General features: G+C 63.3%; 19 protein-coding genes. 9 read left to right on the top strand and 10 right to left on the bottom strand.

All coding sequences use genetic code 11. The features are described 5' to 3' along the window. Positions 1-109: 109 nt before the first annotated feature. Positions 110-1,174: a class II fructose-bisphosphate aldolase gene (fba, locus tag NKI67_RS13830; RefSeq protein WP_023676018.1), complete on the top strand. Its 1,065-nt coding sequence runs from the start codon at positions 110-112 to the stop codon at positions 1,172-1,174. Between the two features lie 47 nt (positions 1,175-1,221). On the opposite strand, the gene NKI67_RS13835 is transcribed toward fba, so the two are convergent. The 10 genes from NKI67_RS13835 to NKI67_RS13880 all read right to left on the bottom strand — a co-directional run bounded on the left by NKI67_RS13835 (position 1,222) and on the right by NKI67_RS13880 (position 12,958). Beyond that, entirely contained in the window at positions 1,222-2,160 is a 939-nt protein-coding gene (locus tag NKI67_RS13835; RefSeq protein ID WP_023676019.1) for a sugar phosphate isomerase/epimerase family protein, read from the bottom strand. Further along, entirely contained in the window at positions 2,160-3,677 is a 1,518-nt protein-coding gene (locus NKI67_RS13840) for a glycerol-3-phosphate dehydrogenase (RefSeq protein WP_023676020.1), read from the bottom strand. The genes NKI67_RS13835 and NKI67_RS13840 overlap by 1 nt, the downstream gene beginning before the upstream one ends. Positions 3,678-3,696: 19 nt before the next feature. Then, positions 3,697-4,737 (bottom strand): 2-hydroxyacid dehydrogenase, encoded by a 1,041-nt coding sequence (locus tag NKI67_RS13845; protein WP_023676021.1) that lies wholly within the window; start codon positions 4,735-4,737, stop codon positions 3,697-3,699. Between the two features lie 7 nt (positions 4,738-4,744). Next, the gene (locus tag NKI67_RS13850; RefSeq protein ID WP_023676022.1) at positions 4,745-6,307 is read right to left on the bottom strand and encodes an FGGY-family carbohydrate kinase; all 1,563 of its coding nucleotides are present in this window, start codon (positions 6,305-6,307) and stop codon (positions 4,745-4,747) included. Further along, positions 6,307-7,431, bottom strand: coding sequence for an ABC transporter ATP-binding protein (locus NKI67_RS13855; RefSeq protein ID WP_023676023.1), 1,125 nt, complete (start codon positions 7,429-7,431; stop codon positions 6,307-6,309). Before NKI67_RS13855 ends, NKI67_RS13850 begins: the two co-directional genes overlap by 1 nt. Further along, on the bottom strand, positions 7,428-8,546 hold the full coding sequence (locus tag NKI67_RS13860; RefSeq protein WP_023676024.1) for an ABC transporter ATP-binding protein: 1,119 nt from the start codon (positions 8,544-8,546) through the stop codon (positions 7,428-7,430). Before NKI67_RS13860 ends, NKI67_RS13855 begins: the two co-directional genes overlap by 4 nt. A 4-nt stretch (positions 8,547-8,550) precedes the next feature. After that, complete coding sequence (locus NKI67_RS13865; protein WP_023676025.1) at positions 8,551-9,408, bottom strand: carbohydrate ABC transporter permease; 858 nt, start codon at positions 9,406-9,408, stop codon at positions 8,551-8,553. 9 nt (positions 9,409-9,417) lie between these two features. After that, positions 9,418-10,341 carry a carbohydrate ABC transporter permease gene (locus NKI67_RS13870; protein ID WP_023676026.1) on the bottom strand — a complete coding sequence of 308 codons (924 nt, stop codon included), beginning with the start codon at positions 10,339-10,341 and terminating at the stop codon, positions 9,418-9,420. Positions 10,342-10,493: 152 nt separating this feature from the next. Next, positions 10,494-11,939 carry an ABC transporter substrate-binding protein gene (locus NKI67_RS13875; protein WP_023676027.1) on the bottom strand — a complete coding sequence of 482 codons (1,446 nt, stop codon included), beginning with the start codon at positions 11,937-11,939 and terminating at the stop codon, positions 10,494-10,496. Positions 11,940-11,983: 44 nt separating this feature from the next. Next, positions 11,984-12,958, bottom strand: coding sequence for a sugar-binding transcriptional regulator (locus NKI67_RS13880; RefSeq protein WP_023676028.1), 975 nt, complete (start codon positions 12,956-12,958; stop codon positions 11,984-11,986). 227 nt (positions 12,959-13,185) lie between these two features. Between NKI67_RS13880 and NKI67_RS13885 the strand changes: the two genes are divergently transcribed. From NKI67_RS13885 to NKI67_RS13920, 8 genes are all read left to right on the top strand, one after another. Next, positions 13,186-14,229, top strand: coding sequence for a LacI family DNA-binding transcriptional regulator (locus NKI67_RS13885; protein WP_023676029.1), 1,044 nt, complete (start codon positions 13,186-13,188; stop codon positions 14,227-14,229). Between the two features lie 36 nt (positions 14,230-14,265). Continuing rightward, positions 14,266-15,534 (top strand): ABC transporter substrate-binding protein, encoded by a 1,269-nt coding sequence (locus NKI67_RS13890; protein ID WP_023676030.1) that lies wholly within the window; start codon positions 14,266-14,268, stop codon positions 15,532-15,534. Between the two features lie 75 nt (positions 15,535-15,609). Continuing rightward, positions 15,610-16,455 (top strand): carbohydrate ABC transporter permease, encoded by an 846-nt coding sequence (locus NKI67_RS13895; RefSeq protein WP_023676031.1) that lies wholly within the window; start codon positions 15,610-15,612, stop codon positions 16,453-16,455. Beyond that, a complete protein-coding gene (locus NKI67_RS13900) occupies positions 16,452-17,294 on the top strand; it encodes a carbohydrate ABC transporter permease (RefSeq protein WP_023676032.1) in 843 nt (280 codons plus the stop codon). Before NKI67_RS13895 ends, NKI67_RS13900 begins: the two co-directional genes overlap by 4 nt. Before the next feature lie 21 nt (positions 17,295-17,315). Beyond that, a complete protein-coding gene (locus NKI67_RS13905; RefSeq protein WP_023676033.1) occupies positions 17,316-18,356 on the top strand; it encodes an ABC transporter ATP-binding protein in 1,041 nt (346 codons plus the stop codon). Between the two features lie 32 nt (positions 18,357-18,388). Next, positions 18,389-19,669: an amylo-alpha-1,6-glucosidase gene (locus NKI67_RS13910; RefSeq protein ID WP_023676034.1), complete on the top strand. Its 1,281-nt coding sequence runs from the start codon at positions 18,389-18,391 to the stop codon at positions 19,667-19,669. Between the two features lie 192 nt (positions 19,670-19,861). After that, complete coding sequence (locus NKI67_RS13915) at positions 19,862-21,262, top strand: SWIM zinc finger family protein (protein WP_023676035.1); 1,401 nt, start codon at positions 19,862-19,864, stop codon at positions 21,260-21,262. A 305-nt stretch (positions 21,263-21,567) separates the two neighbouring features. Continuing rightward, positions 21,568-22,692 (top strand): DUF5691 domain-containing protein, encoded by a 1,125-nt coding sequence (locus tag NKI67_RS13920; RefSeq protein ID WP_245274672.1) that lies wholly within the window; start codon positions 21,568-21,570, stop codon positions 22,690-22,692.

Below are 22,692 nucleotides of genomic sequence, written 5' to 3' on the forward strand. Positions count from 1 at the left end.
CGCCCAGCGGTTGCGGTGCCGCGGAAATCCGGCCAGAAGCATCAGGGGCTCGACGACAACCGAACGGCCCGCAAACACTGGCTCGAAACCGGATACGGGAGACTACTGAGTGGCTCGCATCACACTGAGACAATTGCTCGATCATGCCGCCGAATACGGCTACGGCGTGCCTGCCTTCAACATGAACAATATGGAACAGGGCCTCGCCATCATGGAGGCAGCCGAGGAGACCAAATCGCCGGTTATCCTGCAGGCGAGCCGCGGCGCGCGAGCCTACGCCAACGATGTGGTGCTGGCCAAGCTGATCGACGCGCTGGTCGAAATCCATCCCGATATCCCGGTCTGCATGCATCTCGACCATGGCAACAACGAAGCGACCTGCGTCACCGCGATCCAGCACGGCTTCACCTCCGTGATGATGGACGGATCGCTGAGGGAAGACGGCAAGACGCCGGCCGACTACGCCTATAATTCCGGCATCACCCGCCGCGTCGTCGACATGGCGCATTGGGGCGGCGTCTCGGTGGAAGGCGAGATCGGCGTCCTTGGATCGCTTGAGATGGGCGGCGGCGAGCAGGAAGACGGCCATGGCGTCGAGGGCGTCATCAGCCACGACCAGCTGCTGACCGACCCGGTGCAGGCCGAACAATTCGTGCGCGACACCCGTGTCGATGCGCTGGCCGTCGCCATGGGCACCAGCCACGGCGCCTACAAGTTCAGCCGCAAGCCGGACGGCGCTGTGCTGGCCATGAACGTCATCGAGGAAATCCACCGCCGTCTGCCGAGCATGCATCTCGTCATGCACGGCTCGTCCTCGGTGCCAGAGGAGTTGCAGGAGATCATCAACAAATATGGCGGCCAGATGAAGCCGACATGGGGCGTGCCGGTCGAAGAGATCCAGCGCGGCATCAAGCACGGGGTGCGCAAGATCAATATCGATACCGACAACCGCATGGCGCTGACCGGCGCAATCCGCAAGGTGCTGACCGAGAACCCGAGCGAATTCGATCCGCGCAAATATCTGACGCCGGCAATGGCCGCGATGCGGAAGCTGTGCAAGGAGCGCTTCGAGCAGTTCGGCACCGCCGGCAACGCACCGAAGATCAAGCCGCTGCCGCTGTCGGAAATGGCCAAGCGCTACAAGTCCGGAAGCCTCGATCCGAAATTTGGCTGACGTATTCCGGTTCTGAGCAGGAGCTGCCTCAGCTCCTGCTCATCCGATCATGCTCGCGGCAAGAGATCGGCCCTGCCGGTCTCGATAAATGGTGCCCAGTAGTCGACCGACTCGCGGATCATGGCGATGACCTCGTGGTCGACGGGCTCGCGCTCGCGGAACGACAATTCCAGGCAGATCTCGTTGTCGACGCCGCCGCCGCGACGCACTGTCTGAAGGAGCTTTTCCGGCGTGATACGGCCGTCGTTGTTGTAGGTCGCAGTGAACGGCCAATGGCCGCCCTTGTTCATCGACGACTGCTTGACGTGGATGATCGGCGATTGCCTGGGAAAGGCTTCGGCCCAGGCATAAGGGTCGGTGTCCGCCGGATTGCTCGAGGTCACGTCGCCATGGTCGATGTCGACCATCATCTTGAGCGGGACGGCCATGCCGGCCGCTTCGATCTCGCGCTGCAGTGCCCGGCAGCTTTCGATCGTATGGCCGAATTCGCGGCCGACCGACATCGGCTCCCAGAACAGGTAGGTCAAGCCGGCTGCTTTGGCATGCTCGGCGACCTCGCGCCAGCATTCCAGCGCGATGTCGAAAAGCCGCGCGCGACGTTCAGGATTGTCGTAATCCCGGTGGGTGAAGATCGCGAATTGCGTGCCCATGCCCGCGGCGCCGAGCTCGGCCGAAACTTCTGAAAAGGTCTTGAACCAGTCGACGTAGTAGCGCCGCACGTCGGCATCGGGATGGCCGAAATGATTGAGCCGGCCGTAAGGGCCGGTCATCGCGGAGGTCACGCGCACACCGGTGCGGTTGAGCGCGGAGCGGAACAGGCGGACGAATTTGGCGATCGTCGCCGCCGGCCAGCCGGGATTGACGAATTCATGGGTGAGTTGGACGTCCCTGATACCGATCTGATAGGCGATCGCGTCGATCAGGTCGTCCGGCTCCGCAAAGCGGTTGACCAGCGGATTGGTGTTGAGCGAAAGCGTAAAGGCCATCAGCCGGCCTTTGCCAGCCGGCTCGAGCACCAGTCCTCGAAGGCGGTTCTTTCCGCGGCGGACAGATGCAGGCCGTGCTTGGTGCGCCTTTCGAGAATATCGGCGGCGGTCTCGGCCCATTCATGCTCGAACAGGTAATTGGCTTCGCGCTCGAAAAAATCCTTGCCGAAGCGCCGGCCCAGTTCGGCGAGCGAGGTGGCCGCGCCGACCAGATCGCGCGTCCTTGTGCCGTAGAGCCTGCCGTAATGCTTGACCAGCGATGCCGGCATCCAGGGAAATTCATGGCCGAGGTCGCCCAGAAACTGCTCGAAATCGGCATTGGCGATATCGCCGCCCGGCAGGTGCCCTTTCGAGGTCCACGGCTTGCCCATTTTCGGAAAGAACGGGGCGATACGGTCGAGCGCGTGCTCGGCCAATTTGCGGAAGGTGGTGATCTTGCCGCCGAAGACCGAAAGCAGCGGCGCCTGCCCAGCCGGTGCGTCGAGTTCGAATATGTAATCGCGGGTCACCGCGCTCGGATTGTCGGCATTGTCGTCATAGAGCGGCCTGACGCCGGAAAACGAGTAGACGACGTCGCTTCGTGCGAGCTGGCGCTTGAAGTAGCGATTGACTGCCTTGATCAGGTAATCGATCTCGCTCGCATCGGCGGTCACGTCCTCCGGCCGCCCGTCATAGGGAATGTCAGTGGTGCCGATCAGCGCCAGATCGTTCTGATAGGGATTGATGAAGATCACCCGCTTGTCGCTGTTCTGAACGAGATAGGCCTGCCGCCCTTCCCAGAATTTTGGCACGACGATGTGGCTGCCCTTGACCAGGCGCACGTTGCGCCTGGAATTCTGGCCGGCGACGCGGTTGATGACGTCGTCGACCCAGGGTCCGGCGGCGTTGATCAGCGCCCGTGCCCGGACTGTGGTCCTGACGCCGGTTCGACCGTCGCGCATCTCGATCGACCACAGGCCGTTTTCGCGACGGGCGGCTATGCAGGCGGTGCGGGTGAATATCCTGGCTCCGCGCTCAGCGGCGTCGAGCGCGTCGATGACGACCAGGCGAGCGTCATCGACCCAGCAGTCAGAATATTCGAAGCCGCGCTTGAAGGCGTCCTTGATCGGCGCGCCTTCGGGCGCGGTGCGCAGGTCGAGCGTACGCGTGGCCGGCAGCCGCTTGCGGCCGCCAAGATGGTCGTAGAGGAACAGGCCGAGCCGGACCAGCCAGGCCGGCCGGTCATCGGGGCTGTGCGGCAGCACGAAGCGCATCGGCCAGATGATGTGCGGCGCGGATTCGAGCAGCACCTCGCGTTCGATCAGCGCCTCCCGCACCAAGCGGAACTCGTAATATTCGAGATAGCGCAAACCGCCATGAACGAGCTTTCCCGATCGCGAACTGGTGCCCTCGGCGAGATCGTCTTTTTCGCAAAGAATGACCGACAGCCCCCGGCCTGCCGCATCGCGCGCGATACCGGCGCCATTGACGCCGCCGCCGATGACGAAGAGGTCGACGATTTCGGTTTCACCGCTCATCTCGCTCTATGCCCTGTCGTCAGCATGGATTGACCGGAGGCAGACCGGCGATGAAGCGGCGCACTTCCTCGGCCGCCTGCTCGGCCGCGTAGGTCACGGTGCGTACCGACGCGCCGGCGATATGCGGCGTCAGCGTCACGTTCGGCAGTTGCAACAGCGGCCAGTCGGCAGGCACTGGCTCGACGGCGAACGTCTCCAGCATAGCACTGCCGATGTGTCCCGAGACGAGCGCCTCGTAGAGCGCATCGTAGTCGACCAGCGGTCCGCGCGCGGTATTGACGAAGATCACGCCGGGCTTCATCCGGGCGATGGCGTCCTTGCCGATCAGGCCGCGCGTCTCCTCGGTGACCCGGGAATGCAGCGTGACCACATCGGAGCGCGATAGGAGATCGTCCAGCGCAACCAGTTCGACCCCGGCATTGCGGTCCTCGGCGTTCAATTGCACATAGGGATCGCAGACCAGGATGCGGCAGCCGAAGGCGCGCAGCAGCCGTACCAGCCTGGTGCCGATATTGCCGTAGCCGATGACGCCGACGGTCATTTCGTTGAGCTCGCGGCCGGTACGGTCGGCGCGGTAGAGATCGCCGCGCCACTCGCCCTTGCGCAAGGCTTCGTGGCCGACGCGGATCAGCCGCGTTTCGGCGAGAATGGCGCCGATGGTGAACTCGGCTACGGCGCTGGCATTGCGGCCGGGCACATTGACAACGGTAATGCCGTGGGCCTTGGCGGCGGCCATGTCGATGTTGATCGGTCCGCCGCGCGAGACCGCAACCAGCTTGAGCGTGGGCAGGCGCTGCATCATGCTTTCGGAGAGCGGCGCAAGCTGGGTGACGAAGATTTCGGCGTCGCCGATGAAATCCACCACCTCGTCGGGATCGCCGAAATACTCCTTGACCTTGTCCAGACCAAGCGCGGCATTGCCGAATTGCATCGGCTCGTCGGGCCAAGCGGTCTCAATGCTGCGGATGTCGAGATTGTCGCCGCAGGCCGCCTCGATTTTCTCGCGAAACACTTCCGGAAGCATGAAGCGGTCGCCGATGATCGCAATTTTCTTGGGCATGCTCTTCTCAATTCACGTCGGTTTGCCTGGACGCGGCCATCGAGCGCCAGACCGGCCGCAGCGCCTCATGCGCCAATGTGTAGGACGGAGCCATCGCCTCATAGGCAGCGGCAAGTTTCCGATCGCTGGGTTCGGCCGTACGGAGCAAAGGCGTGACCCATTCGCTGACGCAATCGTCCATCGATGCGTATTGGCCGACGCAGACCGCAGCAATCATTGCGGCGCCCGCAGCACCGGCCTCCTCGCGTTCGCTGGTGCGAATGTCGGCTCCGACCGCAGCACCCAGGATCTTGCGCAGAGCCGGGCTCCTGGCCGCTCCGCCGGTCAGGCGGATTTCCTTGGGCAGTGGCCCCATGGCGGCGTAGCAATCGCGTGCCGCGAAAGCCAGCCCCTCGAACACCGCGCGGACCATGTCGGCATAGCCGTGCCTGGACGAAATGCCGATGAAGCCGGCCCTGGCATTGGCATCGACGAACGGCCCGCGCTCGCCGGCCTCCGAGACATAGGGCTGGTAGAGCAGCGAGCCTGGCTCGGACGACGATATCCACTGGTCGACCAGCGCGATCATCTCGCCATTGGTCCGCGTAATACCTTGCGAGGCGAGAATGCCGGAGGCGAGGCCAAGGACCCAGTCGATATTGAGCGTTGCCGCCATGTTCGACTGCATCTGCGCAAAGACGCCGGGTGCCGGCATCGTCATCGTGTAGCCGGTTGCAGCCTCGTTGAGCAGAACCTCGTCCGGCGTTTCGGCAAGCCGCATATGCATTCCGGTGGAGCCGATGATCGAGCATCCCGGCTTGCGTTCGCGATCGAACAGGCCGGCGCCGAGCGCCGTGCAGGCGACATCGACATAGGCCAGAACGACCGGTGTGCCGGCGAGCAGGCCAGTCGCATCGGCTGCTGCCACCGACAGCGAGGTGCTTTGCCTGGTGCCATCGACGATGGGCGGCAACAGATGCCGGAGATCGGTGACGCCGAGTACCTCGAGCACATCATCGCAATAGCCGCGCGTGCGGAAGTCGCCGAAGGTGAAGGTGCCCTCGGACGGGTCGGTGGCGCGGTGGCCGGTCAACTTGAAATAGAGCCAGTCCTTGCAGTGGAACGCCGTCGCTGCATTGGCAAGCATCGCGGGCATGTGGCGCTTCATGAACACGAACTGCGATCCCTGCTGGCAGGCAGCGAGCCCGCTGCCGGTCTTTTCGAAGCGCAGCCGGTCCTCCGGCCGCGCGCGGATCTCCTCGACGACCGCGGCAGCGCGCGCGTCGAGCCACAGCCAGCCCTTGGCAACCGGCTCGCCATCCTTGTCGATCAGCCAGGTACCGTCGCCCTGCCCGGTCACGGCGATGGCAATGGTCCGGCTGGCGAGATCCGGCACCTTATCGGCAAGCTCGCGCAAGGTCGTCGCGGTATCGGCCCAGGTGCGTGTCAGGTCCTGCTCGGCGCCGCCGCCCGGCAGTGTCTCGTATTTATTGGGCAGCGCGGCGGACGCGATCTGCCTGCCCGCCGTGTCGAAGGCGACGGATTTTATGACAGACGTGCCGGCGTCGATGCCGATCAGCACATCCTGCATCAAGCAAGCTCCGTGCCGTGCGAAATGGCATTGCCGCTCGCCTGATCGAAGACGTGAAGGTTTTTCGGATCGATGCTGATCTTGATCGGCGCGCCAAGCTCCAAGCGGGTTCGGTCATGTTCGACCAGGACCAGCGAACCGCCGGCGAAATCGGCGGCGATATGGGTCTGGTCGCCGAGCCATTGATTGGCCGAAACCGTCGCCGGCACACCATCCTTCGAGCGGCGGACCGCATAGGGCCTGACGCCGATGACGACGCGCTGCCGGTTGAGCAATTCGTCGCGAACCGGGCCGCTGAACGCATCCTTGTCGTAGTCGAGCGAAAGCCCGTCGGGCAGCTTGAGACTGATCTTGCCGGCAGCCGTGCCGACATAGGCCTCGAAGACATTCATCGGCGGCTCGCCAACGAAGGTGCCGGTGAACAGGTTTGCCGGCCGCTCCTTGAGCCTGTCAGGCGTATCGAACTGCTGCAGCACGCCGCCCTCCATGACGGCGATGCGGTCGGCCAGCGCATTGGCCTCGGTCTGGTCGTGGGTGACCAGGATCGCGGTCAGGCCGCGCTCCTTGATGAAATGCTTGATGCGGCCGCGCAGCACGGCGCGAAGCTGCGGCTCGAGCTGGCCCATCGGCTCGTCCAGCAGATGCAGGTCGGCCTCGCGGATCAGCGCCCGGCCGAGGCTGGCGCGCTGCTGCTGGCCACCGGAGATCGAGCTCGGATAGCGCTCGAGAATGTCCTCGATCTCAAGCAACTTGGCGATATTGGCAACCTTTGCATCGACCGCACTCTTCGCCAGCCTGGCAGCCTTGAGGGCGAAGGCCATGTTCTCGCGCACGGTCAGCGGCGGATAGAGCGAATAGCCCTCGAAGGCCATCGCGACGTTGCGCTTGACCGGAGGCAGCATGTGCACTTTGCGGCCGGCAACCGAGATGCTACCGCGCGAGACCTCTTCGAAGCCTGCGATCATGCGCAACGTCGACGTCTTGCCGCAGCCGGACGAGCCGAGCAGCGCCACGATCTCGCCCTTGGCGATTTCCATCGTCAGGTTCTTGACGGCGTGCACGCCGCGATCAATCGGGCCGTAGAACTTGTCGACGCCCGAAACGGTGATTGCGCTCGGGCTCATGCCGCTTCTCCACTGCGCAAATTGACGACGTTTTTCGAGCCGATGCGCTCGCCGCTTGTGCGATCGAACAGCAGGGCGCTTTTGCTGTCGACGGCGATGTAGACCTTGCCCTCGGATTGGCCCGGTGTCCCGGACGGACGCGAAACCAGGATTTCACGGCCGCGCACGGTGCGCACCAGCGTGACGATCTTCTCGTTGAGCGGCGTCTCGGCCTCGACCGTCACCGGGATGGCGCCGGGCGTGCGTTCATCGACAAACGCCAGCGCCTCCGGCCGCAGCCCGATCACGCAGTCGCGGCCGACCGCCGCCTCATGCGCGCCGGCAAGATGGACCTGGACGTTGGACAGGCCGACATAGATGCCCTTGGCGTCCCGCGCCGGCTTGACGTCCAGAAGGTTGATGGTCGGGTCGCCGAACAGCCGGGCAATCTCGACGTTGGCCGGCTCGCGATAGATCTGCTCGGGCGTGCCGAGCTGTTTGACGACGCCCTGCGACATCACCGCGATGCGGTCGCCGAGCGCCATCGCTTCCTTGTAGTCCTGGGTGACATAGATGACGGTCGCGCCACGATCCGCCAGCAGTCTTGGCAATTCCAGCCGCATTTCGAAGCGCAATTTGGCATCGACGTTGCGCAAGGGATCATCGAGCAGCAGCAGCGGCGGCGAGCCGACCAGGGCGCGGGCAAGTGCGGTGCGTTGCTTCTGGCCGTTGGACAGCGCCCGTGGCTTGTGGCTGAGCACATGGCCGATTTTCAACAGCTTGGCGACGCTCTCGACGCCGGTCTTTATCGTGCCTTGCGATGAGTGCTTCGCCTGCAGCGGCGTCGCAATGTTATCGAACGCCGTCATATGCGGGAACAGCGCGAAGTTCTGAAATGCCATGCCGACGCCGCGGAACTCGGCGTCGAGATCGGTCATGTCCTCGCCGCCGATGAGTATCTTTCCCTCGTCGGGGTCGATGACGCCGGCCACCAGCCGCAGCAGCACGGTCTTGCCGGCGCCGGACGGCCCGAACAGGACCAGCGTTTCGCCGTCGGCGACGGTCAGCGACAGATTGTCGAGAACAGTCTGGCTTTTATAGCGCTTGACGATGTTTCGCAGTTCGAGGCTTGCCATCGGACTATCCTTTCACCGCGCCAAGCGACAGGCCTTCGACGAGATAGCGTTGCGCATAGAGCGCGAGCGCCAGCGTTGGCGTGATCGACAGCACGATCGCCGCCGAGATCTGGCCGTACTGGATGCCCGAGGAGGTGATGAAGGCGAGCGCGCCGACCGTCACCGGCTGCTTGTCGGCCGAGGCGAGCACCAGCGCAAAAACGAAATTGTTCCAGGCAAAGATGAAGGCGAGCAGACCGGCAGCGGCAATGCCTGGGCCGGCGAGCGGCAGCGCGATCTTGCGGAAGGTGGCAAACCAGGAATGTCCGGCAATGCGGTAGGCGTATTCGATGTCGGCGGGAATGTCCTCGAAATAGCCGCGCACGATCCACAGGATCAACGGCAGGCAGATCAGCTGATAGACCCAGATCAGCCCGATATAGGTGTTGGCCAGCCCGAGCTTCTGGAAATAGAGGGTGAGCGGCAGGAGCACCAGCAGCGCCGGCGCAAACCGGAACGACAGCAGCGTAAAGGCAATGTCCTCCGAGCCGCGGAATTTGTGCCGCGCAAAGGCGTAGGCCGCCGGAACGCCGAGCAGCAACGCGACGGCAACCGAGGTGACCGACAGGAAGACGGAATTCCAGAGGTTGCGCATGAAGGCGATATCGAGCGTGCCGGCCGCCGTCATCAGCTTGCCGGTGATCAAGGCAGTGTAGTTGGCGAGCGTCGGCTCGAAGACAAGCTGCGGCGGAATCCGCAGGATTGTCTCGTTGGTCTGGAACGACATCATCAGGATCCAGACGATCGGGAACATGAAGAAGATCACGACCAGCGCCAGGGCAATGCCGCGCAGGATGCGTTCGAGAAGCGAGGTGTGTTCCACGCCAGCCTCCTATGCCTGGCCGCGGGCGCGTTCGCGCAGCCGCAGCCAGTTCTTGATGAAAATGTTCGAGAGGAAATAGGTGATCGCCCACAGGATGATCATCAGTGCCGCCGAGCGGCCGACATTGGTCGACTGGAAGAAATTGAGATAGGCCTCGACCTGGAACACGGTCAGCGTGTCGCCCGGACCGCCCTGCGTCATGGCGTAGATGATGTCGAACTGCTGGATGGAATCAAGCAGGCGGAACAGGGTCGCCGTCAGGATGTAGGGGGTCAGCATCGGCAGTGTGATGCGGAAGAAGACGAAGCTGCGTGGCACGCCGTCGAGTGCTGCCGCCTCGAAGGGCTGCGTCGGCAGGCTGCGCAGGCCTGCAAGCAGCAGGATCATGATGAAGGGCGTGTAGACCCAAATGTCGACGAGCACGACGGTGAGCAGCGCCGTCGACGGAGACGAGGCCCAGCGGAAATCCTGCAACCCGATCAGGCTGGCGAGATAGCTGAGCACGCCGAAACCGGGATTGGTCATCAGCTTCCACATCAGCGCGGCGAGCGCCGGCGCCGTCATCAGCGGCATCAGCAGCATGATCGAGATGAAGTTGTTCAGCGTCGAGCGCTTCTGCAGCAGCATGGCGATGCCGAGACCGAGAAGCAGCTCGAGCACGACGGTGATGCCGGCGTAGAGCAGCGACACCTGCAACGTGTTCCAGAACTTCGGATCGGTGAAGAAAGAGATATAGTTGTCGCCCCAGTTGAACTGCCGCGCCCAGGGTTGGCTCAACCGGTAGCGCTGGAACGAATAGACCACCGACGTCAGGAACGGGATCAGGATGCCGATGCAGACCAGCAGGGCCGGCAGGCTGAGGAGATAGGGCAGCACCCGCTTGCTGATCCTGAAGCCCGACGGCCTGTTTCTTTGTATTGTCGCCGCAGTCATCGGCTGCTCCGTCATCCTGTTGCTTCGCCGTCCCGGCCGCCCAAGGGAGCAAGGCGGCCGGTCGGGCGAGCAGGCGGCACCTTTCGGGACCGCGTCGCAAACGTATCACATCTCAAAGGCTGGCCCGCGGACGGGTCAGCCTTGGCCGCGGCTTAGCCGAGCCCGGCTTCCTTGAGCTGGCTGTTGATGCTCTCGGCCAGCTTGTCGAGGCCCTCGTCGACCGGCACTTCCTTGGCCACCATCTTCTGCAGCGTCGCCGCCCATTCGGTGGTGAGATCGAAGAACAGCGGCTGCGGGGTGAACTTGATGCTGGCGCCCGGCGCCGAGACGTCGAACATCTCGACATAACCCGGATAGCTCTTGTTCAGCTTCTCGCGGAACATCTCGTCGTTCCAGACCGACTGACGAACCGGATTGACGAAGTCCATCTTGGTCGCACCGAACAATGCATGCTCGGGTCCGGATGCCCATTGCATGAAGTACCAGGTTGCGTCCTTGTCCTTGGAGAAGTTGGACATCGACAGCGACCAGATCCAGATATTGGGCGTCGGCGCCTTGGCGGCAGGATTGGCCTTGAATGCCGAAAAGGCGAGCTTGCCGGCCATCTTGTTGTCGCCGCCATTCATGAAGTAGCCAAGGATGTCGGCGTCGTAAATCATCGCCGAAGCACCTGCACCGAGATCGGTGCCGACCTGGTACCAGGTGTAGGTCGACCAGTCCTTCGGGCCGCTCTCCTGGATCATCTGGACCCACTGCTTGTGGAAAGCCTTGGATTCGGCGGTGTTCATCGCGGCCGACAGCTTGCCGTCAGCCGAGACGTTCAGGTCCTTCTGGTCGAAATTGGCGTAGGCCGACAGGAAGCCCGGGTGGATCGTTGCCCAGGAGCGCGAGCCGCGCACGCCGATGCCGTAGACGCCACCGCCGACGTCCTTGGTGAGCTTCGCCGCCGTAGCGACCATCTCATCCATATTGCCGGGAACGCTGACGCCGACCTTGTCGAACATGCCCTTGTTGTAGGTGATATTGTTCTGCTCGAAGCCCCACGGAATGCACCATTGCTTGGCGTCCGCCGAACCGAGCGCGCCGCCCGGCTGGCCGTTCCAGGCGCAGGAGTTCTTGACGCCTGGCAGGAAGTCGTCCCAGGCATATTTCGGGTTGGTCTTGGCCGGATCCTTGATCCATTCGTTGAGGTCGGTGATCCAGCCGGCCGGGCCGTAGGTCCAGGTCATGTAGGCGCCGGTCATGAAGGCATCGTATTCGGGCGAGCTGGCCGACAGCGCGGCGGTAACCTTGTCGAAATAGACGTCTTCCGGGAATACGTCATAGACGACTTCCATGCCGGTCAGCTTCTTGAAATTGTCGAGGTTGGCGATCATCGCATCGGCGTAAGGATGCTTGTTGAGCAACAGCTTGATGGTTTTGCCCTTATGCGCCTGCCAGTCGAAATCAGCCGCCAGGGCGCGGGTCTGCCCGAAATTGAGCAGTGTGCCGGCGGTGCTGGCGGCAAGGCCCATTGCACCGAGGCCCTTGATCAGCCCACGGCGGTCGACTTGTCCACGCAGGAATGCGTCGATGAGGTCTTTCTCTTTCTCATGCATTTCTCTTCTCCTCCACAGGGTAGTTTCAACGAAATGGTTCCCGGCTACCCGACCGGCGTCTGTTCCACGAGCGATCGCGCCGTCCGCTCGTCGGTTATCAAGCCTTTGAGATAACGGCCCTCCAGCACTGACTTGATGGCGCGAACCTTCACCTTGCCGCCGGCGACGGCGACAATCCTGCGGTTGCTGATGTCTTCGCGCGCCAGTGCCAGCGCCCGGTCGGAAAGCGTCGTCGCAACGGCCTTTCCGGCATCGTCGAAGAAATGGCCGAGCAGTTCGCCGACACCGCCGTTGCGGCGGATCTCCTCCATCTCGCCCTTCTCGATCATACCGGTGGCGACAAGCGAGGCCTCACGTTCGGCGGTGCCGATGCCGGCGATGAGCAAGTCGGCGGACTTGGCGAGGTCGAAGACATCGCTGACGCCTTTCTGCCCGAGCAACACTGTTCGATCCTCGACCGTGTTGGCGAACATCGGTACGGGCATCACATAGGCCTCCGCACCAGTCCGCTCGGCGACGCGGTGGATGACGTCATGCGGGTTGGCCGAGAACTTGCGCGTCAGGCCGCCAAGCAGCGAGACGAAACGGATCCTGCCGGCCGATATGCGCGGCAGATATTCCACGCAGGCGGCAAGCGTGCGGCCGTGGCCGACGCCGATCAGCGCCTCTTCGCCGCGTTCGATCTCGCGCTTGAGAAACTGCGCGCCAGCAATGCCGAGCGCCTTGAGCGGCAGGTCTTCGGCATCGAAGTCCGGAACCACCTCGCAGTAGTCGAGGCCGTACCGGCCGGACAACTCATCCTCAAGCTCCACGCATTCTGAGACTTCGCCGTCGATGTAGACTTTGACCAGGCCTTCCTGATTGGCCTTGGTGATCAGGCGATGCGCCTTGAGACTGGTCAGGCCAAGCCGTTTGGCGACCTCCGACTGGGTCAGGCCGCCGGCATAGTGAAGCCAGGCGGCACGGGCTGCCATTCCGGTCTCATCGTCGCGCAGCAGGCCGTTGCCAAAACCAACCATTTCCGCCCTTTGATATTTTTATCAGTTGCTGCAAAATTTTTCACAAGGCGTCGCCCGAGTCAAGCAACCGCTGCGTTTAAATCTCCGGCCAGGAGCTTGCCGGCCGGGGCCGAATAGGGCCGCGCTAACCAACGGGCAAGAAACAACACCGACCGCGCGCCATTTAAAACGTTTGCAATTTCGCTTGAACTGATTACAAACGTTTCAAACTTCGTTCGGGAGGAACGATGCCGGCCCGCGTTACGACCCTCAAGGAACTTGCTGCGCAGCTCGGCCTGTCGATCACGACCGTTTCGCGCGCCCTTGCCGGCCACGAGCAGATCGCCTTGAAAACGCGCCAACGTGTCACCGAGGCTGCGCATCAGGCCGGCTATGTGCCGAACACCGCAGCCCGCACGCTGGTCTCCGGCCGCAGCGGCTTTGTCGGCATGGTGCTTCCGATCCGCGGCCCCAATCTGGTCGATTCCTTCCTCGGCGAATTCGTCACCGGGCTCGGCGAAGGGTTGGTTTCGCACGGCTCCGACCTGATCCTGGCCGCAGCGGCGCAGGGCCAGTCGGAACTTTCCGTGCTTCGCCATGTCGTCGAATCCGGACGCGCCGATGGGGTCGTCGTCACCCGCATCGCCGAGGTCGACGAGCGGCTTGCCTATCTGCGTCACCGCAATTTCCCGTTCGTCGCGCATGGCCGGCTGCTCGACGGCGACTTTGCCTACCATTGGCTCGATACCGATGGCGCGCACGCATTCGGCGAGGCCTTCGACATGCTCTACGATCTCGGACACCGCCATTTCGGCCTGGTGACGATTTCCGAGCCGATGACATTTCGCCATCTCAGACAGGACGGGCTCGCCGCCGCGATCGCCCGCCGGGGCGATCCGTCCGTCAGGCTCGATGTGGCGACGGCGCCGCGTTTCGATCGCGGTGCCCGCATCCAGGCAATCAACCGGCTTCTGCACGCCACCGAGCGGCCGACGGCGATTGTCGCGCTGTTCGACGAGCTGGCGCTGACTGTGATGGAAGAGGCGGGGCGCGCCGGACTTGCCATTCCTCGCGACCTTTCGGTGATCGGCTTCGACAACATAGCCGCCTCCGCCTATGCGCCGCCGGGGCTGACCACTTTCGACGCCTCGATCCGCCGGTGCGCGCGCGAGATCGGCGAGATGCTGCTGACCGTCATCGGCGACAGGCCGGACTCGCCACTGACGCGGCTGGTCCGGCCGACACTTGTCTCGCGGGCAAGCCATGGCCCGGCACCCACAGGACGGAACTGACGCCTTAGCGGCGCACAACCAGGGAGGAAGACGACGATGAATGCGTTGAGGACATTGGCAGGTGCGGTGCTGGCGTTGTCGCTTGCTGCCGGCGCAGCACAAGCCCAGCAGGTGTTGTTCTGGTCGACACAGGCGCGACCAGTGGAAGAGACACAGAAGATGCGCAGCGAAGTGCTGAAGGGGTTTGACGGCCAGGTCGACTATCAGGTCGCCGAGGACGGGCCCTGGCTCACCCGCCTTCAGGCCGAACTGCAGGCCGGCTCCGGCACCATAGGCGTGCTCGGCGGCCTGCACGGAGACTTCTCCACCGTCGGCGCGAACCTTGTCGATCTCTCTGGCGTCGATCTCGGTGGCGTCAAGGTCAACGAGACCTACAAGAAGCTCGGCATGCTCGGCACCGGCGAGCAGAAGTACCTGCCATGGATGCAGGCCACCTTTCTGATGGCGGCCAACAAACAGGCGCTGCAATATCTGCCGGCCGGCACCGATCTCAACACCATCACTTATGACCAACTGATCAAGTGGGCGAAAAACATCGCTGAAAAGACCGGTTCGCCCAAATTCGGTTTTCCGGCCGGCCCGAAAGGGCTGAAGCACCGTTTCTTCGAGGGTTTTCTCCTTCCATCGTATACCGGCTCGATGGTGACGAAATTCCGCTCGGCGGAGGCCGAGACGGCGTGGAATAAGTTCAAGGAATTGTGGCAATACACCAACCCGAATTCGACCAACTATGCCTTCATGCAGGAGCCGCTGCTGACCGGCGAAGTCTGGGTGGCATTCGATCACGTGGCGCGCCTCGCCGACGCCTTCAACCAGAAACCCGACGAGTTTGTCGCCTTCCCGGCGCCGGCTGGCCCGGCAGGCCGCGGCTACATGCCGGTGGTGGCCGGTGTCGCTATCCCGAAGACCTCGCCTGACATGGACAAGGCCAAGGCGCTGGTCGCCTATATGCTGAAACCGGAAACCCAGATCGCGACGGTGAAGGCGACAAACTTCTTCCCCATCGTCGACGTCAAGCTGCCCGACGACATGCCGGCCTCGGTGAAGGCCTTCAGCCCAGTGATCGCCACCATGACCGGAGCTCCCGATGCGTTGCCGGCGCTGCTGCCGATGGGACTTGGCGGCCTCGGCGGCAAGTTCAACCAGGTCTACACCGACAGCTTCGAGCGCATCGTGCTCGGCGGCGACGATGTGCACGGCGTGCTCGACGAACAGGCGACGGCGCTGAAGGCGATCATCGACCAGGCGAAGGCGCCATGCTGGGCGCCCGACAAGCCCTCGCAAGGCGCCTGCCCGGTCGATTAAGAATCCTCCCGGGCGTCCGGATTTCCAGCGCGCCGGGCGCCCACCCCTTTTGAAGCTTCGAATAGAGAGCGCTCCATGCACAGCAAGGCCCTGCCCTATCTGCTGCTGACGCCGGCGACGCTGTTCCTCTGTGTCTTTTTCCTCTACCCGTTCGTGTTGGTCGCCTTCGAGGCGTTCACCCGCGACGGCGGCTTTACGCTCGACAATTTCCGCACCATGGCGGGCAGCTGGAAGTTTCCGGTCACTGTCCGCAATACGCTGCTGCTGAGCGCCATCGTCGTGCCGATCCAACTGGTGATGGCGCTGCTGATGGCAACGGTGGTGTCGCGGCTTGAAACCGGGCGCAGCGCTGCGCTTTACATCTTCGCTATTCCGCTCGGCATCTCCGATCTCGCCGCCGGGCTGATCTGGCTCGCCATCTTCGACCAGTCCGGCTTCCTGAACACCTTGCTCTCCAATCTCGGCGTCATCGACAGGCCGGTTATGTTCCTCGGCTACCAGAGCAAGCTGACGATCTTCATCGCCGTGGCGCTGGCTGAGATCTGGCGCGCGACCGCCATCATGATGGTCATTCTGGTCGCCGGCATGGGGCTGATCCCCCGGGAATACTACGAGGCGGCGGAGGTCTTTGGCGCTAGCCCGTGGAAGCGCTTCATCAAGATCACGCTGCCTCTGCTGCGCCCAAGCCTGCAGACCTCGATCATCCTGCGCGTCATCCTTGCCTTTGAGGTCTTTGCCGTGGTTGCAGCACTCGGCGGCACCAATCTGCCGGTGCTGATGGGCGAGACCTACAATTGGCAGTTCACGCTGCAGGACCACAATGTCGCCGCCGCCATGGCGCTGTTCATCCTCGCCATCTCGATCGGCTTCACGCTGTTCTTCCTGCGGGTGCTGCGTGTGCCGAAGGAGACTCGCATATGAGCACTGTCGCGGAGCTCTCGATCGCCGCGCCTGAGGCCCGCAAAGCCGGCAACTGGTTGCTGGTCGCAACGGTCATCCTGCTTTGCGTCTGGGTGCTGCTGCCGATCTATCTGTTGATCGTCAACGCGCTGTCGTCGCCGGAAGAGGTGACCGCCTTTCCCAAGCGCTTCTTCCCGTCATTCGATTTCGGCAGCCTTTCTTTCTTCATCAATTTCGCCGGCGTCGCCAAGGCGCTGTGGAACTCCGTTCTCGTCGCCACGCTGACGATGCTCCTCTCGATCGGCTTCGGCGCACCCGCGGGCTACGCGCTGTCGCGCTTCGAATTCCCGGGCAAGGAAACGTTCCGTTTCCTTGTGCTGATGACCCGCGCCTTCCCGCTGCCGCTGCTGGCGCTGCCGCTGGCGGTGATGTTCATCCGCACCGGCCTCGACGACACCGCGATCGGGCTGGCGCTGGTCCACACCACGCTGGCGCTGCCGTTTGCGGTGCTGATCACCTTCTCGCTGTTCTCCGGCATTCCCGTCGAGCTGGAGGAGGCGGCCTGGACGCTCGGCTGCACGAGATTGCAGGCATTCCGAAAAGTCATTCTGCCGCTGGCGCTGCCGGGCATCGCGGCGTCGGCGGTGTTTGCCTTCACCATCTCCTGGAACGAGGTGTTTGCTGCCGCAGTGCTCACCATAGAGAACCGGACGCTGACTGCCTTCCTGTTGCAGAGCCTCGGCGAATCGCCGCTCTACCTCAAATTTGCCGGTGGCGCGGCACTGGTCATTCCGGCGCTGATCTTCATCTTCGCCGTTCGCAAATATCTGTTCGCCATGTGGGGGATCGCCAACCGATGACGCGCACAAAAGAGAACGCCGATGGCTGAGATCGTCATCAAGCAGGTGGCAAAACGTTTCGGCGGCTTCACAGCGCTGCATTCGATCGACCTGACCATCGCCGACCAGGAATTCATGGTGCTGCTTGGCGCCTCGGGTTGCGGCAAGACCACGCTGCTGAGGATCGTCGCCGGGCTGGAAACGCCAAGCCAGGGCGAGGTCTGGATCGGCGGCCGTCGCGTCGACCATCTGCCGCCGCGCGAACGCGGCATCGCTATGGTGTTCCAGAATTACGCCGTGTTTCCGCACCTGACGGTATTCGAGAATATCGCCTTCGGCCTGCGCATGAAGAAGCTGCCGCAGCAGGAGGTCGACGGGCGCGTCAACCGCACCGCCGAGCTCATGCATATCGAACAGCTTTTGAAGCGCTATTCGGGCCAGCTTTCCGGCGGTCAGCGCCAACGCGTGGCTGTGGCCCGGGCCCTGGCGATGGAGCCTGACGTGATCTTGATGGACGAGCCGCTGTCCAACCTAGACGCGCTGCTGCGGCTCGAAATGCGCGCCGAGCTCAAAGGTGTGCTCGCGGCGTCCAAGACCACCACCATCTACGTTACCCACGACCAGGTCGAGGCGATGAGCCTCGCCGACCGCATCGCCGTCATGCATCAGGGCCGTATCGTCCAGGCCGCCTCGCCGGTAGAGGTCTACCGCAATCCGGCGGCCCGCTTCGTCGGCTCCTTCATCGGCAACCCGCCGATGAATTTCATCCCGGCGACGAAGACGGCCGACGGCAGTTGGACCGTCGCCGGGCTGACGCTGCCCGGCCCCAAATCGGACAAGCAGACGATAGAATTCGCCATTCGCCCCGAGGATGTGGACGCCGGCAACGAAGGTATTAACGCCACCGTGCGCGTTGTCGAGCCGCTCGGACCGCACACGCTGGTCACCTGCGACGTCGAGGGCGGCCTGTTCCGCGCCATCCTCGAATCGAATGCCACGGTCGCCGTCGGCGATCACTTGCGGCTTTCGCCCAAACCCGATCGCGTCCGCTGGTTCGATCCCGAAACCACCAACGCCCTTTGATCCCCTTCGATTCTGAAAGTACGAACGCCCCGATGATATCTCTTGCTGTCGACGAAACCATCGCCCGCGCCGTCGAGGTGCTCAGGGAAAATGACCAAGGCACCTATACCATACCGACCAAGGGGCTCTACCCGTTTCAGTGGAACTGGGATTCCTGCCTGACCGCGCTCGGCCTTGCCCACTATGACGAGGCGCGCGCCTGGACCGAGATCGACACGCTGTTCGCCCACCAATGGCCAGACGGCATGGTGCCGCACATCGTCTTCCATGTCTGGAGCGACGGCTATTTCCCCGGGCCGGAGGTCTGGCGAACCAACCGCCCGACTGCCACCTCCGGCATCACCCAGCCGGCGGTCGCCGGCTTTGCCGTGCGCCGCTTGTTCGACCAGGCCAAGGACAAGGCCCTGGCGGCCGATCGCGCCCGCGCGCTGTTGCCGAAAATCGATGCCTGGCACCGCTGGTTCTACGAAAATCGCGACCCGGACGGCGAAGGGCTGGTCGCCATAATCCACCCATGGGAGTCCGGCCGCGACAACTCGATCGACTGGGACGAGGCGTTCGAGCGCGTGCCGACCGAAGGCGTCGAGCCCTACACCCGCCGCGACATCCTGCACGCCGATCCGGCGCATCGTCCAACCAAGGCACAGTATGACCGCTATGTCTGGCTGTTGCAGCATTTCCGCGGGCTTGGCTGGGATAATGCCCGGCTGCACGATGCCTCGCCATTCCAGGTCGTCGATCCCGGCTTCAACGCCATCCTGATCCGTTCCGCCGCCGACCTTGCCGATCTCGCCGAGGCACTTGGCGAAACCGAAATCGCAGAAGCCAATCGCGCCCGTGCCGAAAAGGGGCTTTCGGCAATGGAACGGCTGTGGAGCGACGCGCATGGCCAGTACATTTGTTTCGACCGAGTGGCCGGAAAGCATGTTGACAGCGCGTCGGTCGGCGGCATTCTGTCGGTATTTTCGGCCATCCCGGAAAGCCGGGCAGCGACCATCGCTGCAACGATCGAGCGCATCGCCGGCAAAGCGCGTTACATCGTCCCGTCGCACGATCCTGAGGATGGGCGCTTCGACCCAAAGCGCTACTGGCGCGGCCCGGTCTGGCTGGTGGTCAACTACATGATCGCCGACGGCCTTGCCGCCGCCGGCCACAGCCAAATCGCACAACGGATCACGCAATCCAGTCTCGAGCTGATCGCCGAGAGCGGTTTTGCCGAATATTACGATCCCCTCAGCGGCGAGCCGCTCGGCGGCAATCGCTTCACCTGGACCGCGGCAATGGTGATCGAGTTCCTGAAGGGCAGAGCCTGAACGCTTCCGCCTAGGCCGCCGGCTACCAAAGCCCGTTCTGTCTGCCGAATAACAGTCGACCCCATTTGCGTCTGAGGCATGTCCCGGCCCATCAAAACAGGGCCAAGGCATGCCAATCTTCACCATGCCAGAGCTATAGTAATTCTTCACAAACCGCTATCTATACTGCGTCGGGGCGGGGAGAAGCGCGGCTTGGAATTCGATCTGAAAACCATTGAGGCGCTTGCTCCCGATCAGGCGTCGCTGAGCGCCGCCTCCAAGCTCACCAAACGAACGAACTGGCCGCGGCTCGAAAAGCATGAGCAGCAGGCGCTCATCTGGGGCGAATGCCAGGGCTCCGGCTCCAATCCTTATCGAGTGGTGGTCGACACGGGTGATCACGGCTACAAATGCACCTGCCCTTCGCGCAAATTCCCATGCAAGCACACTCTGGCCCTGATGTGGATTGCCGCCACCGCGCCAGCCAGTTTTGCCGCTGCCAATACCACGCCGGAATGGGTGAATGACTGGCTTGGCCGACGCAGGAAGACAACGCCACAGCCGGCGCAACCGGTACCCGGTGCGGAAGCCAAGCGCATCGGCGAAGCCTCACAAGCCGACGAGAGCACCGCCATTGAAGACATCGCGGCGCTGGAGCGTCGCGAGGCGGCGCAGCGCAAGCGGGCGGAAAGCACACGAGAAGCAGTGTCGGCTGGGCTCGATGAGCTTGACCAGTGGATTGCCGACCAGTTACGGCTCGGTCTGTCCGGGTTTGTCGACGCCAGCAGCGACCGTTGCCGGCGGATTGCTGCGCGGCTGGTCGATATGAAGGCAGCCGCGCTCGCCGGCCGTATCGACGAGATTCCGTCGCGGCTGATGGCGCTGCGCAGCGAGGAACGGTCTGATGCGGCAATCCGCGAGCTCGGCAAGCTCGTGCTGCTGGCCAAGGCGTGGCGGTCGGAGCCCGACGACCCCGAGCTGAAGCGCCTCGTATCAACGTCGGAACCCCGCGAACAGGTTCTCAGCAGTCCGGATGCAAGACAGGTTGAAAGCCTCTGGGAAGTTCTCGGCGAGAAGATCGAGAGCCGCCGCGATGGTCTGGTCAGCCATTCGACCTGGCTGCTCGATTTGAAAAGCGCCACCCCGCAATTTGCCGTGCTGCTCGACTTTTTCCCGGCTTCGGCCGGGCGCCGGTCCAACGCTTTTGCACCAGGCGACCGTTTCAATGCCCGACTGGTGTTTTATCCATCACGCCTGCCGCTCCGCGCCCTCGTGGTGGAGCGCATGGGGGAGGTTGTGCCCGGCGCGTGGCCCGATTTTGCTTTTGGCACCGCGAAGGATCCGCTCGCCACGCATGCTTCCCATCAGGACGCCGCGCCCTGGATCGCCGATTGTCCCCTCATGCTGCCGCCCGGTGCTATCCTGCTCGACGATCGGGGCACGGCATGGTGGCAGGCGGAGGATGAACCGCAGGGGATCGCCTTGCCGATCGCCGGCGCGGTAGATCAAACCTTGCTCGGCCTCGACCTTGCAGCCACGGCAGCGCTCTGGAACGGCGCCCGGCTTGAGCTTCTGGCGGCGCAAAGCGAGTTCGGGAGGCTTGATCTGGCGTGAACGAAAGCGAGCAAACAGGCCTGGCGGCAATGCGCGATTGCTGGATCACCGGCGGTGCTACGTTCGATCTGGCTCCGGCCGGATGGAAGGCAATCGCCGGCGGTGCAAGTCCCGACGAACAGGAGCGCCGGCTCCTGGCAATCGCAGCACAAGCGCTCGACGTCGCGCTGCGGCCGGCCGCGCCGACGACACTCAAGCGTCGTCCGCCGCTGCCCAGACTTGCCCTGCCCATTCTGCCGGCACGATTTCGGCCGTTGTTGAGAGCCGCTCTGAAGCACGCCGCCGACGCGAGGCGAAAGGCACGCGTGGCGGCGCTCGTCGCCAGCCGCGGCTTTGTGCTCCATCCCATGGACTGGATGCCCTCGGATCAGAACAGCCCGGACGTCTACGCACCATGGGTAGACTGGCAAGCAAGCATGAACGGGGAAAGGCTTGCCCCACAAGAGAAACTGACTGCGGAAAACTGGGATGAGTTCTATCCCGCCGCGCGACGCTTGGTCCTTGCCGATATGCGCCGTACCGACCCGACATCGGCTCGAATGTTGATCGAAGCCAAGGCGTCGGGCGAACCGGCGGAAGTCAGGCTTGCGCTGGTCGAGCTTATGCGCTTCGGCCTGAGTGCCGAGGACGTGCCTTTCCTGAAAAGCCTTTCCGCCGACAGGTCCGGCAAGGTGCGCGAACTGGCTGGCCGGCTGCTGGCAAGATTAGGAGAGCACGTTCGCCCGAGCGACGGTGGACCGGACGATCCCGTAGCCGAACTCGCCGCCTTTATCACTGAAGGCAGATCGGGCTTCATCCGCCGCCGGACGATCTACACTCCAGCAAAACTAAAATCCCAAGTGCAGGAGCAACGCCGCGCCGAACTGTTCGAGATATGCAACCTCGTCGACGTTACCGAACGGTTCAACACTACGGAAGCCGAATTCATAGGAGGCTGGCAATTTGGTGCCGACAATAAAGCCGACATCCTGATCGCACGAATGGTCGCCGCCTCAGGGAGCGAAGCCGCCCTTACGCAGATGGCGGATACGCTTATCGCCGAAGGCGGCAAACCGGCGCTGTTCGTGCTTCACCTCATGCCGCGCCTGGACAGCCGCAGAAAGCGTGTCCTCATCAGGCTGATCCTCAAGGAGACAACTTATCTTGGCATGATCAACCTGGCGGAAGGCATCGATGTCGACTGGCTGGAATGGGACGACCTGACGAATGGACAGGCGCTCGCCGCACTGCGTTCCGCCGCCGGCGGAAAAGACGACGCCGCGCGGCGGGGTCTCGACGATGTACTGGAGACGATCGGCTTCCTTGCCACCGCGACCACGGCAGCGAAATTGATCGACGACATGGTCGCGGCGGGCGTGCCGCCCGCGGCTCCTTCACTCGGGCTTCTACGTCTCAATGCATCACTGGCGGGGCCTGGAAGCAACACATGA

The organism is Mesorhizobium sp. M0408, from assembly GCF_040321495.1.
In the GTDB taxonomy this organism is placed as follows: Bacteria; Pseudomonadota; Alphaproteobacteria; order Rhizobiales; family Rhizobiaceae; genus Mesorhizobium.